The organism is Pseudomonas flexibilis (genome assembly GCF_000802425.1).
Lineage (GTDB): Bacteria > Pseudomonadota > Gammaproteobacteria > Pseudomonadales > Pseudomonadaceae > Serpens > Serpens flexibilis.
In genome coordinates, this window is record NZ_JRUD01000003.1 from 193,221 (window position 1) to 209,822 (window position 16,602).

Genomic DNA, 16,602 nt, shown 5'->3' on the forward strand with positions numbered 1-16,602 from the left:
GTACTGAGCGCGGCCACCGGCAATGAGTGATCGGCGCATCCAGCGGCTGGCGCCCGTGGTGGACCTGGCCACACGGGCGGAACGTGATGCCGCGCGCGTGCTGGGGCAAGCCCAGCAGAAGCTGTTGCAAAGCGAGAATCAGCTTCGCGATCTGCAGCGCTATCTCAGCGATTATCAGCAGCAGTGGCTGACCTCCGGTCGCCAGGGTGTCTCCGGCCAGTGGATGGTCAACTACCAGCGCTTTCTCGGCCAACTGGATACCGCCATCGAGCAGCAAGGGCGCAGTGTCGAGTGGAACCGCGACAACCTGCGCAAGGCGCGCGAGCGCTGGCAGCAGTGCCACATGCGACTGGAAGGGCTGCGCAAACTGGTGCAGCGCTATCAGGACGAGGCGCGGCGGGTAGCCGACGCGCGCGAGCAGAAGCAGTTCGATGAACTGGCGCAGCGGATGCTCGTTCGTCGGGAAGACTGACCTGCGTCTGGAGGCAGCGTTCGCAGGCCGCGCATAATGGCGCAGTGACACATCCGGCTAAGGACAAGCAGATGTACGGACGATCGCATATCGACAGCGCGGTGCTGCAAAGCCTGCAGGATGTCATGGCCGAGGACTACCCGGCCCTTCTCGATGCTTACCTGGCCGATTCCGAGGAACGCCTGCATTCCCTGCGCCAGGCCCTGCGCGGTGGCAACGCCGAAGCGCTGAGCAAGGCGGCGCACAGCTTCAAGGGCAGCTGCAGCAACATGGGCGCGGTGACGCTGGCCCAGCTCTGCCTGGAGCTGGAGCGTGCCGGCCGTGACGCTGCCCTGGAGCAGGCCGCCGGTCTGTTGCGTCAGGTCGAGCAGGAGCTCTCCGTGGTGCGCGTGCTGGTCCGCGCCGAACGCCGCCGCTTCGCCTGACGCCTCCCCCGCACAGCTGCCCGGACGGCTTTTCCTGGATTGGCCCGCTGCTTGCACTCTGCCTGGCACTACTAGATTTCAGCGGAGTCAGCCATGAGCCTTGGTGCCGATTTCCTTCTGCCGAAGGTGTCTTCGGTGCACGCCGACCAGAACCTGCGCAGCTCGCCAAAAGAAGCGGGCCAGAGCGGTTTCTCCGGGATTCTTGCACGAGCACGCGAAGGCGGCGAAGCGGTCGCCGGCGAAGAAGCCAGCAGCCTTGGTGGGCACACCCAGGCCGCGAACGATCAGTCGTCGCTGGCCGCCGATGAGCAAGCCGTTGCCGTCCTCGGCAACGAATTGCCGGGCAGCGAATTGCCGGGCAGCGGACTGCCGCCCGAGGAAGAGCTGACGTTGGCCGCCGAGCCCGAAGCGGTATCCCTGGAGTCGCTGATGCTGTTCGGGCGGGACAGTGCAGCGCCGGCGTCGGATACGCCTGTTGCCGCCGCCGAAGCGCAAGCCGTGGATGAGTCTGCCGCTGCGGTCCTGGGTGCCGACGCGACGGCTTCGCCCGATGCGCAGGCGGATATTGCCGAACAGACGCTGGCGGTGGCCGATCCGATGGCGCCTGCCAGCGCCGCGGCCTCGCAGACGGCCGGCGTTGCCCAGGCAGCCGCCAGCGCCCTGGGCGCACGGCAGATGCAGCCGACTCTGGCCGAGACCCGTGCGCGCCAGGCAGCCCTGCCCGAGCTGCACCTTGCCAAAACCGAGACGCTCTCCGAAGCGCTTCCCGAAGGGGGGCTCGCCGCCGACGACGAGCAGGACTTCACCGAGTTACTGCGCAGCAGCCTGAGCGCGGCGGCGGGCAGTTCCGCGCAGCACGCGGCCGAAGGCCCCGACAGTCCAGTCAATCCTTTGACTCAGGCCGTGCAGCAGGCCAGCGCGGCGCAGCGTGAGGTGGCCGCCAATGCCCTGCAGCAACCACTGTCCATGCGCCAGCCCGGCATGAGCGAGGCGGTGGTGGATCGCGTCATGTGGTTGTCCAGCCAGAACCTGCGTAGCGCGGAGATCCAGCTGGATCCCGCCGAGCTGGGTCGCCTCGAGATCCGCATCAGCCTGAACCAGGAGCAGACCCAGATCAGCTTCGCCAGTCCGCACGCCTCGGTGCGCGAGGCGCTGGAAGGGCAGATGCACCGGCTGCGAGAGATGTTCAACCAGCAGGGGCTGGGGCAGTTCGACGTCAACGTGTCCGACCAGTCCCTGGCCCGTGGCGAGCGCCAGGCCGATGAGCGCGGCGCTTATGGCCTGGCCGGTGGTGGAGCCGAGGCGGAAGAGGGCCTGGAAGCCGAAAGCCTGATTGCGACCACGCCGCTGGAGAGTGGTCGTGGCCTGGTGGATTTCTACGCCTGAGGCAAGGGAAACGTCGCGGCTGAAGCCCCTCCTGCATGAGGGCTGAAGCCGCTCCTGCCAGCAGCGCAGCGCCGCGAGGCTCGTCGGGTCAGGCAATCGACTGGCATAAGACTTGCTGAATCGCTGGCTTGACTGTTGTAGCGCCGCAAGGTGACGGATATTTGGCATGGCAAAGTCTTTTAGGCTTGAGAACAAGAAGCTCCTCCTCATCATTCTCGGGGTGCTGACCCTCCTGCTGGCGATGGTCGCCGCGGTGGGCATTACCTGGTACGTCCTTACCTCCTCCAACGCGTCTACCAGCCCGGATACCAAGCCGCTGTTCGTGAGCCGCGACCGCGGCGCGGTGTACGAAGAGCTCAAGGAACCCTTCGTCGTCAACTACAACGCCAATGGCCGCGCCCGCTACCTGCAGGTGAGCGTTTCCCTGCTCGGGCGCGACAAGAAGAGCATGGATGCGCTGCGCGAGCACCAGCCGCTGCTGCGCAACGAGCTGGTCATGCTGCTTTCCGCGCAGAGCTTCGAGGCCATGCTCACCGCGCCCGGCAAGGAAGCGGTGCGCGTCCAGGCCACCGAGCGCGTCCAGGAGATCGCTCGCAACCTGCTGGGCCAGCCGGTCGTCGAGCAGGTGCTGTTCACCAATTTCGTTTTGCAGTAGGACCCTTCCATGGCCACAGACCTGCTGTCACAGGATGAGATCGACGCGCTGCTGCACGGCGTCGATGACGGACTCGTCTCCGTCGAGGAAACCGCCAGCCCCAACGGGGTCAAGAGCTACGACCTGACCAGCCAGGACCGCATCGTCCGCGGTCGCATGCCAACCCTGGAAATGGTCAACGAGCGCTTCGCCCGCTACACCCGCGTCAGCATGTTCAACCTGCTGCGTCGCTCCGCCGACGTCGCCGTCGGTGGCGTGCAGGTGATGAAGTTCGGCGAGTACGTGCATTCGCTGTACGTGCCCACCAGCCTCAACCTGGTGAAGATGCGCCCGCTGCGCGGTGTGGCGCTGTTCATCCTCGATTCGCGACTGGTGTTCAAGCTGGTCGACAACTTCTTCGGCGGCGACGGCCGTCACGCCAAGATCGAAGGCCGCGAGTTCACCCCCACCGAGCTGCGTGTGGTGCGCATGGTGCTCGACCAGGCGTTCGTCGACCTCAAGGAAGCCTGGAACGCGCTGATGGAGGTGGACTTCGAGTACCTCAATTCCGAGGTCAACCCGGCCATCGCCAACATCGTCAGTCCCAGCGAAGTGGTGGTGGTCTCCACCTTCCACATCGAACTGGACGGCGGCGGCGGGGACCTGCACGTGACCCTGCCGTACTCGATGCTCGAGCCGATCCGCGAGATGCTCGACGCCGGCTTCAAGTCCGATGTCGGCGACCAGGACGAGCGCTGGTCCAAGGCCCTGCGCGAGGACATCCTGGACGTACAGGTGCCGCTGGACGCCATCGTGGCGCGTCGCCAGCTGCGCGTGCGCGACATCCTCTACATGCAGCCCGGGGACGTGATTCCCGTCGAGCTGCCTGAGCAGATGCTGCTCAAGGCCAACGGCGTGCCGACCTTCGAAGTGAAGCTCGGCTCCCACAAGGACATGCTGGCCCTGCAGGTAATGGGGCCGCTGGAACGCAATCGCTGAGGCAACTCTTTTCCGCTCGGACCTTCCGCCGCGTGCGGAACGTTCGGCCAGACAGTCAGCTGAGGACACGCAATGTCAAACAACACCCCGAAGTCTCCCGAGGAACAGGCCGCCGAATGGGCCGCCGCCCTGGAAGAGGGTGACAACCAGAACGCGATCGACGAGCTGCTGGCCGAAGGCCCGGCGCGTGCGCCCATGGAACAGTTCCCCACGCCGGCCAAGGGCGAGCCGGTGCACGGCCTGGAAGGCCCGAACCTGGACGTGATCCTGGATATCCCGGTGACCATTTCCATGGAAGTGGGCAACACCAGCATCAGCATTCGCAACCTGCTGCAGCTCAACCAGGGCTCGGTGATCGAGCTGGACCGCCTCGCCGGCGAGCCGCTGGACGTGCTGGTCAACGGCACCCTGATCGCCCACGGCGAAGTGGTGGTGGTCAACGAGAAGTTCGGTATCCGCCTGACCGACGTGATCAGCCCCACCGAGCGCATCCGGAAGCTGCGCTGATGCGCCGCCTGATCCTGGCGCCGCTGCTGCTGGCCGGCGAAGCCGTCGCCGCCACGCCGGGACCGTCCACCGAGGGCATGGTCGACCAGCTGGTCCAGCTGGTGCTCGGCCTGGGCCTGGTGGTCGGCCTGATCTTCGGCCTGGCCTGGCTGCTGCGGCGCATGCAGAACCAGGCCGGGCCGCGCGGCAACCAGGCCATCCAGCTGCTGGCCAGCCAGTCGCTGGGCACCCGCGAGCGGCTGCTGCTGGTGCAGGTCGGCGAGGAACAGGTGCTGCTCGGCCTCACCGCCGGCCGCATCACCCCGCTGCATGTGCTCAAGCAGCCGGTGGTGCTGCCCGCCACGAACACCGCCACCCCGGAATTTGCCCGCCGCCTGCAGGACCTGCTCGGCCGCGACAAGACCCCGCCCGCCGAGCACTGACCCGATGAACGCGACCGCCCTTGCCCCGTTGATGTCCGCCCGCGCCTGGCTGGTGCTGGCGGGCGTGCTGCTGTGGCTGCTGGCCGGCCCGGCCATGGCGCAGCAGGCGGCCGGCGATCCGTTGGGCATCAAGGCCATCACCCTGACCACCAACCCGGACGGCGAGCAGGAGTACTCGGTCAGCCTGCAGATCCTGCTGATCATGACGGCGCTGAGCTTCATCCCGGCGTTCGTCATGCTGATGACCAGCTTCACGCGGATCATCATCGTGTTCTCCATCCTGCGTCAGGCGCTGGGCCTGCAGTCCACGCCGTCCAACCAGATCCTGCTCGGCCTGGCGCTGTTCCTCACGCTGTTCATCATGGCGCCGGTGTTCGAGAAGGTGAACGAGCAGGCGCTGCAGCCGTACCTGAACGAGCAGATCGGCGCCCGTGAAGCCATCAGCCGGGCCGAGGTGCCGCTCAAGGACTTCATGCTGGCGCAGACCCGTGAGAGCGACCTGGACCTGTTCATGCGGCTGTCCAAGCGCACCGACATCGCCACCCCGGCCGACACGCCGCTGACCATCCTGGTGCCGGCGTTCGTCACCTCCGAGCTGAAGACCGCCTTCCAGATCGGCTTCATGATCTTCATCCCGTTCCTGATCATCGACCTGGTGGTGGCCAGTATCCTGATGGCCATGGGTATGATGATGCTCTCGCCGCTGATCATCTCGCTGCCGTTCAAGATCATGCTGTTCGTGCTCATCGATGGCTGGAGCCTGATCATGGGCACCCTGGCCGCCAGTTTCGGGACGTTATAGCCATGACCCCTGAAGTCGCCGTCGACCTGTTCCGCAGCGCCCTGTGGCTGACCGCCGTGACGGTGGCCATCCTGGTGGTGCCCAGCCTGATCGCCGGTCTGATCGTCGCGGTGTTCCAGGCCGCCACGCAGATCAACGAGCAGACCCTGAGCTTCCTGCCACGCCTGATGGTGATGCTGGTGACGCTGATGTGGGCCGGCCCCTGGCTGGTGCGCCAGTGGCTGGAGTACACCGAGACGCTGGTGCACAACATCCCGTTTGTCATTGGGTGATGCGCAGTGCTTGAGCTGACCGACGCACAGATCGGCGGCTGGGTCAGCGCCTTCCTGCTGCCGCTGTTCCGCATTGGCGCACTGCTGATGGTCATGCCGGTGTTCGGCGGCAACCTGGTGCCGGTGCGCGTGCGCCTGTACCTGGCGCTTGCCATCACCCTGCTGCTGTCGCCCAACCTGCCGCCGATGCCCGAGGTGGATGCGCTTAACCTGCGCATGATGCTGCTGATCGCTGAGCAGATCCTCATCGGCGCGGTGCTCGGCTTCCTCCTGCAGCTGTTCTTCCAGATCTTCGTGGTGCTCGGCCAGTTCGTCTCCATGCAGATGGGCCTGGGCTACGCCTCGATGATGGACCCGGCCATGGGCGTTTCGGTGCCGCTGCTCGGCCAGTTCCTGCTCAACATGGCGACCCTGATGTTCCTGGCCATGAACGGCCACCTGGTGGTGTTCGAGGTGCTGGCCGAGAGCTTCATCACCCTGCCGGTGGGCAGCGGCTTCCTGGTCGAACACTACCGCGAGATCGCCGGCAAGCTCACCTGGGTGCTCGGCGCCGCGGTGCTGATCGCCCTGCCGGCGGTCACCGCACTGCTGGTGATCAACATGGCCTTCGGCGTCATGGCCCGCGCCGCGCCGCAGCTGAACATCTTCGCCATCGGTTTCCCGCTCACCCTGGTGATGGGCATGATCATCTTCTGGCTCAGCCAGGCCGACATCCTGGCGCATTTCCAGGCACTCACCGTCGAGGCCCTGCAACTGCTGCGCGACTTCGCGCACGCGAGGTAATCCATGGCCGAGAACGAAAACGGCGCGGACAAGAGCGAACAGCCCACAGAGAAACGGCTCAGTGACGCCCGCAAGAAAGGTCAGATAGCCCGTTCCAAGGAACTCAACACCCTGGTGGTGATGCTGGCCGGCGCCGGCGGCCTGATGGCGTTCGGCGCCAGCCTGGGGCTGGGCATCCTGGATGTGATGAACGGCAGCTTCAGCGTCCGCCGCGACAGCCTCTACCACACCGACAGCATGGTCCTGTTGCTGCTCACCGCCGGCGAGCATGCGCTGATGTCCTTGCTGCCGCTGCTGATCCTGCTGCTGCTGGCCTCCATCGTCGGCCCGGTGATGCTCGGCGGCTTCCTGTTCTCCACCGAATCGCTGATGCCCAAGTTCAGCCGCATGAACCCCTTGTCCGGCCTCAAGCGCATGTTCTCCAAGACGTCGCTGGTGGAGCTGTTCAAGGCGATCGGCAAGTTCCTGGTGGTGCTGGCGGTGGCGCTGGTGGTGCTCAACCTCTACCAGGACGACATCCTGGCCCTGGCCCACCAGCCGCTGGAGGCCGCCATCCTCAACACCATCCTGATCGTCGGCTGGTGCGCGCTGTGGTTGTCCCTGGGGCTGATCTTCATCGCCCTGATCGACGTGCCGTACCAGATCTGGGACCACACCCAGAAGATGATGATGACCAAGCAGGAAGTGCGCGACGAATACAAGGACAGCGAAGGCAAGCCGGAAGTGAAGTCGCGCATCCGCCAGCTGCAGCGCGAGATCTCCCAGCGCCGCATGATGGCCGAAGTGCCCAAGGCCGACGTGATCATCACCAACCCGACGCACTTCGCCGTGGCCCTCAAGTACGACGAATCCCAGGCCGGCGCGCCGCTGCTGCTGGCCAAGGGCGTCGACCAGATCGCCCTGAAGATTCGCGAGATCGGTAACGAGCACAAGGTGACCGTGGTGGAATCCCCGGCCCTGGCGCGAGCGGTGTACTACTCCACCGAACTGGAACAGGAGATTCCCGCCGGACTCTACATGGCCGTGGCCCAGGTGCTGGCCTACGTCTACCAGATCCGCCAGCACCAGGCGGGGCAGGGCAAGAAGCCCGGCCCGCTGCCCGACCTGCCCATTCCGGACGAGCTGCGCCGGGACAATTGAGGCATGACAAACCGCCGGCGGCTGGGTAACATTCCGCCCGCCGCGCAACCCGGCACCCCTCCCGAGTCCCCTTAGTTCAACGGATAGAATAAGCCCCTCCTAAGGGCTAGATGCTGGTTCGATTCCAGCAGGGGACGCCATCAGCTCTTCCGCTGACTTCCACCGACTGCCGCTCAACCGCTCTAAATCGCTGCTTTCAAGCAAAAAAGCGAATTTATGGGCTTCAGTTTTCCAGTCGCTTCCAGAAATTATAGGGGTACGTTTAGGGGTATTTCGCTCGGTTCGACAAATGAGGTCGTACCCCCATGGCACGGAAAGTCGCCCCTCTGTCAGATGCGCAATGCCGCGCAGCCAAGCCCCTGAACAAGGAATACAAGCTCTTCGATGGCAATGGCCTTTACCTGTTGGTCAAGGTTAATGGCTCGCGCATCTGGCGATACAAGTACACCAAGCCCGATGGCAGGGAAGGGCTGACGTCGTTCGGTCACTACCCAGGGATCACCCTGGCCATGGCCCGCAAGCAGCGCGACGAAGCACGGCTCCTTCTGCTCCAGGGGCGTGATCCCATTCAGCAGAAGCTGGTGACGCGCAGGGACGCGGAGAATGCCCGCCGCACCTTCGAGGCGGTTGCCCTCAACTGGCACCGGGAGATGTCGCGCAAGTGGACGCCTCAGTACTCCGGTGATGTGCTAGTCCGCCTTCGGGACTACCTGTTCCCCGTGCTCGGGCACCGCGCCATTGCTGAGCTGGATACCAGCGATTTGCTGGTTCCGGTGGAGATGGCTAAGAAGCGTGGCACCTACACGGTGGCCCGCCGGCTCCAGCAGTACATGCAATGCATCATGCGGGACGCCAAGCGCGCCCGATTGATCGACTCCAATCCCGCGCTGGACTTGGTCGGCGCCGTCAAACCCCAGAAGGTTACCCACCGCCCCGCACTGTCGCCTCAGGAGCTACCGGAGCTGCTCGCGCGCATAGACGCCTACCGTGGCAACGAGATAACCCGTATCGCCGTACTCCTGAAGTTGCACATGTTCGTGCGCTCCAGCGAGCTGCGCTTCGCCCGTTGGCATGAGATCGATTTCGACCGTGCCTTGTGGGAGATCCCGGATACCCGCAAGGCCATTCCCGGTGTGCGATTCTCGACCCGAGGCACCAAGATGGTGGGTGACATTCACCTCGTACCCCTATCGCCCCAGGTACTGGCGCTGCTCAAGCGCCTGAAGGCCATCAGCGGGCGTCAGACGCTGCTGTTTCCCGGCGAGCGGGAAGCCAGCCGGCCCATGTCGGAAAACACCATCAACAAGGCCCTGCGCATCATGGGCTACGACACCCGCACCGAACTCTGCGGCCACGGCTTTCGTACCATGGCCTGCAGTGCCCTGGTTGAGTCAGGCTTGTGGTCGCCCGAAGCCATCGAGCGGCAGATGAGTCACCGTGAACGCAACAGCGTCCGCGCCGCCTACATCCACAAGGCCGAGTTCATCGAGCAACGCCGGCTGATCATGGATTGGTGGAGCAATTACCTGGATGCCAATCGTGGTGGGCAGGTGTCGCCGTATGACTTTGCAAGGCGACAAGGCGGACGGTCGTGCGGTTGAGGCGTGGGTGAGCGGGCGGCACGCATTTGTGCGACGATGGAAAGTGGTTTGAGCGTGATGGCAACGGAAAGTGCAATGGAGAGATTCATGTTCAGTATTCAAGACTTAGACAGCCTGAAGAAGTTAGCTCAAATATTGCTTTGGCCATTGGCTGCGGCGGCGGTTTATGTGGAGTTTGGAGTTGTTGATATATGGGGGTTGCCGGAAAAATCATCGTTTTTCTATCTGCCTGGTTATTATTGTGCATTTATTTTCCAAGTGGTGGCTGTGGCAGTAATAATTGAGGCAATTGATTGCGGTTTATCATATTTTGGTGAGTTTGTGTGGCAGTGGATTTTGCCAATATTTGGTGTTTGCTTATTAACGGTAGGAGTTCTTCCTCTCCATAATATTGGGCAGTCTGAGCCAGAGATCACTTTATCCCCTTTATGGTCATTTGCATGTTTGGCTTGGGGGTACAGAATTTTTCTTCCCGAAAAAGAAGGTAAGGCTGAAAATTCGAGTCGGCAAGACTCTCAAAGAAAAAGCACCTCCGCTTAATTCGACTCCAAGAATTGGAAACTGCTAGGCAATGCAAAATTATCTTCCGGCGCTGGTGCGAATGGCGCTTTCCCGGTACGGATCACGAATGGCTCGCGCTTTTGTCAGCGCGTCTACGCTTGTTGCACAGGCACGTTTCTCTAGAAAGCCACCGTTACGAGTACTCGTAGATAATACTGTCCTCTTTCATGCAATAAGTCATGAGACGGCTTGGATCTCCACTGGAAAGGCCAATTGGGGTGTGCATGAAATTGATACAGGATATAGCGCCAGAATTCCAGTGCGTGCGCCAAATGACGAATCGCGGGAGTATAGGAACATCCAGTATCTTCCGGGAATCGCTCATCTGGCCCGGATTGGTAAGTTATCTCTGATGAGCTCAGGGGAGCTCTGGATTGAAAGATTTTATCAGCCTGCTGGTCGGTTTGATGGGTACGGTTACTTTGATCTTGATCTTTTCGACGATGTCGAGATTCCGCTGATTGACGAAGTGCCTGATATGCAGATAGGACCATCTTGCTGGGGTCTCCCCAGTGTTGAGAAAATGCGTGAAGAACGGTTAAAAAAATCAACCGACCCCCTCTTTCAATCACTGGCCTCTCAGCTGGGGCCAAAAAACTCACAGGACGCTTGGCACATCAGAACAGCCGAGGTCAACGAAATGTTTTGCTTCCTAACAATGGATTTTAAGCTGCTGAAGACCCTGCAGGCACAGAGTAACACCGAGCCTGTGCAGTCTTTGAATACGAGAATCCTGACGCCAGAGCAACTGGGTAAGTACCTCGGTTTAGCGCCAGTAAATCCGGCCCTTCTCAGCTTTGACAGAGTTAGTTTCCCAACCCGCCCCGATTTGCACTGGCCAGACTCCAAGCGGCAAAAGCCCAAGCGAAGGGCAGAGAGATAATAGTTAAGAGCATTGGCCAAATTGATGTCCGCTTTGGCTCGTAGCCGCCTTGACCCTCCGTTCCGCCAATGCTTTATTCCTCCATGCGAAACCGCCGTACCCATACGGCGTTCCCAGGTAGCCCGAACCTTCAAGGCTGCGAGCGGTGGTTCTTCCAAGTGCGATTCAGCACCCGGCGGCTCGCACGCTTGCCGTAGCCATTCGGCGAAAGATGCCTGTTCAATCCACCGGCGATTGCCGGTCCTTCTCCCAGCGCTTGCTGGCGCTCTTGCACGAACCGCCGTCTCTGTGGCTCCTTACACGTTAGACCGAAAGTCCTCGTCTTTAGGCCGCATGTTTACTGACGCTTCGCCAAAAGCTTTCAAGCATGTACCCGGTTTCGTACCTGGATTGCGATCCACGGTTATGGTTGCTATCGACCCAAAGATTTTAATCTTCGCCCAGCACTGAAAAGTGCACGAACCATTGACCTGCTGTTGTCCTCCAGCCACTCAAATAGCTCCAACTTCCTCAATAAATGCCACAAGCGCTCCCCGCTCTACTCCATTGTTACGCCATTCCTTCAGGGCGCGGACCATCGCGACGTCCCTCGATAGCTTGCACAATTCAAAAAAATGGCTAGGCAATTTTTCAGAATCATCCATGTAGTGCTCGACATGCTTGCAAAATGCGTATATCCAAATTGCGACTTCCAACGAACAATCCCACTTGTTCCAATTCATCGTACTGGCTAACGGTTGCTGCACATTGACGCGTGCTTTATTCAGTATTTTCAGCAGAGCATTAATTTCTTCGTCTTGAGTCTCGAAAAAACTTCTTGCAAGGAGAAACGCTGCTACTTCGGTAATACGTCCTTCGCGCGAGCGGTTGAAATTAACGGTCTTGCAGAGTAGCTTCTCGTCGAGGTACGAGTACAACTCCTTCATCCATGTGCTGGATAGCGCTTCCGGTGTCAATCGGTTTTTTTCCAAGAGTGGCGTAATTACCTCCGAAAATAACCATGGCTCAGACCAGCCTAGCTCGCGCATGTGACCTCTCAGGCTATCCACAAGGAACTCCGCTTCGTTCTTGGCTAGCTTTGGTGGCAGCGTTTCATATAGCGCCTGCTGAATAATACCGACTGATTCGCCGCCTCCTGGCTCCCGTGCCAGACCACTTAATAGCCAGCACAACATTCGAGTGCGGGTTTGTTGATCAAACGATGCCAGATGTGCCACTGCCTGCTTCGCACTATCTTCATTCTTGCAAGTGTCTTTTAGGCTGGCCAACCCAATCCATTTAAGGAGTCCATTTGTGCTTCGCAGCAGACTCTTTTGCTGCTCATCGGTAATCCCGAAAGCAATTGTGAGAGAAACCTCCCCAACAATCTGACTCAAAAGGGATAGCTTAATGGCATCTTGGTGGTGCTCTACTTTGTCGAGTGTGCTTGAATAATGCTCCGACAGGTTTACTAATTTATCTGGTTCGGCACGCCACAAAGCCCTTATCGCGAACACATCTGCCCATGTCAGTGCTTGGTACTTAATTCGATAGCGGAAGTTTTCGTGGGAATATGGTCCACGAAGGAAAATTTCCAGATCTTGCTGAAATAAATATGGATTAATTGTTTCAAAAGAAGTATCGGGCGCTACGTCGCTAATCCGCGAGAATGCGCCGTGAAGCGAGCCTTCAAGTAAGTCAAGGAATGCACCTTTCTGCCTGTCAGCAGCACTCCACAAGGAATCCCCATAAGGTGTATGTGCGAGGATCTCTGCCACGATCTCCCAATGCTTTTGACAATAGTCTGCCCCTGTGCTCAGAGCGTTGATACATGCATCAATTCCTGGAGTTTTAGGAAGTCGTAAATAGTCGCCGTCAAGTAGGTTCAGTTGTTTAAGACGAGCACGCAGCTCCTCGCCATACAACCCCAGAAGCGAATCGTCTCCAGTCCAAGTTGCTAGGACTTTTCCTGTCCATTCCCAGTTTAAAAAGCTTAATCGGTCGCCTCGTTTTGGGGTGGGCTGTTCTTGTGTTTTAGAGTCAAAAATAGGCTCTATGTACTGGTTATCCTTGCTTGTCCCGATAGTGGCTCTTGATATCAATTTTGCAGCATACTTGAAGACTTCATGTAATACATCCATAGGAATTTTGGTTATAAGTAAGGGGTGATCTTCGTTTGCCTTCTGAATCGAATTCGAAAGGTTGAAGCCTGCGACGGGAAGGCCGCGCCGATCTGCAATGAGCATGTAGCGATCATGTAAAGCTCCCGGCTTGACTCCGAAAATTCTCAAATCAATCCGTTGCGCCAAACCTTGTAGCTGCTTGCAACTTGCTAGAAGATTGTCGATGCGGCTGGGATCAGGAATATAGCCAGGCACGGCTTTCTGATTTTGAGTTAATGGTGTTGTCGGCGGAGCTGTGGTGAAGACAACATATTCCCCCTTTTCTGACGCATTAGTGAAAAATAAACCTACTCCAGCATCTTCAAAGTAAGGGTCGAAGAAGATTATTTGATGCTCCCGATGCTTTGCGAACTGCTGTTTTATCCACTCCACAAATTGTAGTCGCTCGGTACCGTCGCCCTCGCTTAGGCGCTCGAGGAAGCGTGCCTCGGATTTCGGCGGATGTAAAACACTAAGTAACTCTGTTATTTTTTTATTGGCTACAACCCAAGGGTCTGCCTGTCTCCCTCCAACGACCGAGATAAATCCACTATCACCACGATTGACAGTTTGTGCCGCCTTTACCCGAGGCGCCCCTCTTAGCTTTTTCTTTAGTGAATAGTCCAGCCAATCCAACTTAACTTCTGGGCTCGATCCTACTAGAGAGTGTCCTGACATTGATATTTCCCGGATATAATAGCTCTTCCATTTGCAGCACAATATGGCTGCGCTGGCTCCGCTCCTCATTCCATGTATCTCGATATGTGCCGAATCGACTATTTCCCCATAATTATTCGGTATTTCAAGCATGCACTCTATGTGATCTATTGCTACTTTATCGACTGACATTATTTCTGAGAATATGCAATGCCCATCGTTCATTATTTTGGCGTGGACGAAGAACCTAACAAAATCTGGTAGTTGCGCTAGATTTAGTTCGATAAAAATTTTCCTGCGACCATCTGCCCAATATACATCCAAGAGTTCTCTTTCATGGTCGTCCAAGGTTGGGAAGACCAGTAACTCCAAATCGCCAAATCGTGTCGCGTCTTTGACGGCAAAATCCAGGCCGGTGTCAGAACCCATTCGTTTAATTAGGAAGCGCGCTATATCTTGGTCAAGGCCTCGTGCTGTTGTGAATAGACGTTCTTTATTCAGGTTAGCAATAGCGGCACTAAACGCCGAAGCGCTGGCGTGGGGACTTTGTAGGCTGGAATGCTCATGCGCATCGCGATTAAATAGTAATGCCGCTGGGCGACAGGCATAGCTATCGCTCAATTTGAAAGCCCCAATTCTCTCTTCGAGCGATTTCGAAAGCATCAGGCCAAGCGCGCTACTGATTTCCTTAATGGTCTCTCCTTTTACAAGCCGGTTAAGCAGTTCACCTGAGCGATCACTTTCGATGTAGAGATTGGCGCGAATCACCCGAGCGTGGAAATCACCAACAACCTCAAACCTATCGTCGCTGGATGCACTCCAAACTCCTGAGGAAAAGCTGTACGGAAGGAGACGGCCGTAGACAAATCTATTTTCTAGGCCATCTTCGGTTTGGATCTGCACAATCCAAATTTGTAGAGCACAGGCGCGTCCAGGCTTGGCAAATAATCGGCCAAGCCTAGTGTCTTCCATTAGATTCTTTAAGTCCGCCATTTTTATTTCAGAACGTCCTTCGATGCTGATTCTGTGGCTAGGCATATCCTCGCAAGATTGTAACCCGCGCACCTAAGTCGTCTCATGGGATCATCCCTTCGTAGACATCGACTAACGACATTGGCCTTTGCTGCCCTTGACCCATCAGCCCGCCACTGCTTTATTCCTCCATGCGAAAGCGCCGTACCCATCCGGCGTTCCCAGGCAGCCCGAACCTTCAAGGCTGCGCCGCTCGTGCGGTGGTTCACACCAAGTGCGATTCAGCGTCCGGCGGCTCGCACGCTTGCCGTACCCATTCGGCGAGGGATGCCTGTTCAATCCACCGGCGATTGCCGGTCCTTCTCCTAGCGCTTGCTGGCGCCCATGCACGAACCGCCGTCTCTGTGTTCCTTTACACAGAGACGGCGGCGAAAACTCCTCTGAACGCCACGGCTCACGCCGCTTTGCGATGCTCGATCCCGCGACAATTGACGTGACAAAGCGACATTGCCGCCTTTTGCTGGCTCGCCAGAACCGCCGATGCTCCCCGGAGCAACTGGGTGACGCCCGGTCAGGTACGCGGTCCGAAACGATCCTGCAATTTCTCCAGCGTGCATCCCCAGGCCACGGCATCGTCAGCCGGGGCGGCCTCCACCGCCGTCTCCCGTGGGAGATTCAGGAGGCTGGACAAACGCTCGCCTGTCCAGCGCATGGACACCTCACAGGGCCGCTGGGGCCTCAAACCCAGAAAACACTAACCATCCCGAGGCGGGAAATGTGAGGAAGCCGGTCATCAAGCCAGCCGGCAAACAGGCAAGGGCCGTCCGAAGTGGCCGCTCCCCGGCAGGGGAACGGTCATTTCGGACGGGCTCACAGGAGGGTGTGCAGGAAGGGAAGGGATAGCGGGTGTTGGCGGCAACGCTAAAGCGTGGGCGGGTCAACCAGGAACACGTGCGGCCAGTCGCAGCGCACCAGCCCACGGCTGATCAGCGTCTCCTTGGCCTCGTGGAAGCGATTGCGGGCGATGCCCTGGTCCTTGCAGCGCTGCTGCCAGTCCTCCAGCGGGATCAGCACCGCCTTGTCGCCGCGCCCCTGGGAGGCCAGCCGCTCGGCAATCTCCCGGTGGTACTCCGCCAGCACGGCCAGCAGTTGCTGCTGGTTCTTGCCGAGTGCCGGTAGTGCGGGCTCCGCTTCGAGAGTGGCGTCGGCACGTTGCATCACCGCACTGCTGAGCGGTCCGCCCTGGTCATCGATGATCGGCACCGCAACCAATTGGAAGCTCTGCGGAGCCGGCTCTGGAGCATCCTTCATCTTGCGAGTGCTGAGGGTAATCAGGCGGTCGACGTTGCGGGTCAGCTCGTACTCGGCATCCACCGCTCCCTTGAGCACCGAGGAACCGCGAGCCCCGCGTTCACTGTCCTTGCCGCTGTGATGGACGATCACTGTCGTGGCCTTCCAGGGGTTGCGCAGCAGGTCCGCCCGGCGCACGAACCGGCCAATGTCCGCCGCACTGTTCTCGTCGCCGCTGAAGTTGCGCGACAGGGTGTCGATCACGATCAGCGAAGGATCGTGGCCGCTCTGCTCGGATAATTCGTGAAGGATCTCCTCCACCTCGGCGGCGTGCATCGGATTGGCCATGTCAACCGGCCCGCAGGAGACATACAGGGGCTCGTCGTCCAGGCTCACGCGATGATGCATCGACCAGGCGCGCAAGCGACGGGCCAGGCCCTGATGCCCCTCGCCGGCGATATAGAACACCGCTCCCTGGCGCACCGCCTGCCCGTGGAACGGCGTGCCGGTGGCGACGCAGCAGGCGAGATCGATGGCAAAGAACGACTTACCCTTGCCGGGACCGCCGTACAACACCGCCAGGGTGTTTTGCTCAATGTAATCGGCTACCAGCCAGTCGATGGGGTTCACGGGTAACTTGCTGGCGGCCACGAAG

General features: G+C 59.5%; 16 protein-coding genes and 1 tRNA gene. 15 read left to right on the plus strand and 2 right to left on the minus strand.

Features of this window, described 5'->3' with window-relative positions; translation table 11 throughout:
• The first annotated feature begins 22 nt into the window (after positions 1–22).
• From fliJ to SF06_RS18240, 15 genes are all read left to right on the plus strand, one after another.
• Complete coding sequence (gene fliJ / locus SF06_RS03610) at positions 23–472, plus strand: flagellar export protein FliJ (protein WP_027590869.1); 450 nt, start codon at positions 23–25, stop codon at positions 470–472.
• A 71-nt stretch (positions 473–543) separates the two neighbouring features.
• Positions 544–897, plus strand: a complete 354-nt coding sequence (locus tag SF06_RS03615) for an Hpt domain-containing protein (protein WP_027590868.1) — start codon at positions 544–546, stop codon at positions 895–897.
• Between the two features lie 93 nt (positions 898–990).
• Positions 991–2,283: a flagellar hook-length control protein FliK gene (locus SF06_RS03620; protein WP_052199695.1), complete on the plus strand. Its 1,293-nt coding sequence runs from the start codon at positions 991–993 to the stop codon at positions 2,281–2,283.
• A 166-nt stretch (positions 2,284–2,449) separates the two neighbouring features.
• The gene (locus SF06_RS03625) at positions 2,450–2,938 is read left to right on the plus strand and encodes a flagellar basal body-associated FliL family protein (RefSeq protein WP_027590867.1); all 489 of its coding nucleotides are present in this window, start codon (positions 2,450–2,452) and stop codon (positions 2,936–2,938) included.
• Positions 2,939–2,947: 9 nt separating this feature from the next.
• Positions 2,948–3,916, plus strand: a complete 969-nt coding sequence (gene fliM, locus SF06_RS03630; protein ID WP_039560020.1) for a flagellar motor switch protein FliM — start codon at positions 2,948–2,950, stop codon at positions 3,914–3,916.
• 72 nt (positions 3,917–3,988) lie between these two features.
• Positions 3,989–4,423 carry a flagellar motor switch protein FliN gene (fliN, locus tag SF06_RS03635; RefSeq protein WP_027590865.1) on the plus strand — a complete coding sequence of 145 codons (435 nt, stop codon included), beginning with the start codon at positions 3,989–3,991 and terminating at the stop codon, positions 4,421–4,423.
• Complete coding sequence (gene fliO, locus SF06_RS03640) at positions 4,423–4,845, plus strand: flagellar biosynthetic protein FliO (RefSeq protein WP_027590864.1); 423 nt, start codon at positions 4,423–4,425, stop codon at positions 4,843–4,845. Before fliN ends, fliO begins: the two co-directional genes overlap by 1 nt.
• 31 nt (positions 4,846–4,876) lie before the next feature.
• Positions 4,877–5,647, plus strand: coding sequence for a flagellar type III secretion system pore protein FliP (gene fliP, locus SF06_RS03645; protein WP_027590863.1), 771 nt, complete (start codon positions 4,877–4,879; stop codon positions 5,645–5,647).
• Between the two features lie 2 nt (positions 5,648–5,649).
• Positions 5,650–5,919 (plus strand): flagellar biosynthesis protein FliQ, encoded by a 270-nt coding sequence (gene fliQ / locus SF06_RS03650; protein WP_027590862.1) that lies wholly within the window; start codon positions 5,650–5,652, stop codon positions 5,917–5,919.
• A 6-nt stretch (positions 5,920–5,925) separates the two neighbouring features.
• Complete coding sequence (gene fliR, locus SF06_RS03655; RefSeq protein WP_027590861.1) at positions 5,926–6,702, plus strand: flagellar biosynthetic protein FliR; 777 nt, start codon at positions 5,926–5,928, stop codon at positions 6,700–6,702.
• A gap of 3 nt (positions 6,703–6,705) precedes the next feature.
• Entirely contained in the window at positions 6,706–7,842 is a 1,137-nt protein-coding gene (flhB, locus tag SF06_RS03660; protein WP_027590860.1) for a flagellar biosynthesis protein FlhB, read from the plus strand.
• Between the two features lie 65 nt (positions 7,843–7,907).
• Positions 7,908–7,982 (plus strand) — tRNA-Arg (locus SF06_RS03665).
• 165 nt (positions 7,983–8,147) lie between these two features.
• Positions 8,148–9,443, plus strand: coding sequence for a tyrosine-type recombinase/integrase (locus SF06_RS03670; RefSeq protein WP_039560021.1), 1,296 nt, complete (start codon positions 8,148–8,150; stop codon positions 9,441–9,443).
• Positions 9,444–9,530: 87 nt separating this feature from the next.
• Positions 9,531–9,983, plus strand: a complete 453-nt coding sequence (locus SF06_RS18235; RefSeq protein ID WP_139326743.1) for a hypothetical protein — start codon at positions 9,531–9,533, stop codon at positions 9,981–9,983.
• A gap of 88 nt (positions 9,984–10,071) precedes the next feature.
• Entirely contained in the window at positions 10,072–10,887 is an 816-nt protein-coding gene (locus tag SF06_RS18240) for a hypothetical protein (protein ID WP_139326742.1), read from the plus strand.
• A gap of 491 nt (positions 10,888–11,378) precedes the next feature.
• Here SF06_RS18240 and SF06_RS18245 read toward each other — a convergent pair whose 3' ends face one another.
• Entirely contained in the window at positions 11,379–14,723 is a 3,345-nt protein-coding gene (locus tag SF06_RS18245) for a VPA1262 family protein (RefSeq protein WP_139326741.1), read from the minus strand.
• Between the two features lie 855 nt (positions 14,724–15,578).
• Positions 15,579–16,577 (minus strand): AAA family ATPase, encoded by a 999-nt coding sequence (locus tag SF06_RS03680; protein WP_169745295.1) that lies wholly within the window; start codon positions 16,575–16,577, stop codon positions 15,579–15,581.
• Between the last annotated feature and the right edge of the window lie 25 nt (positions 16,578–16,602).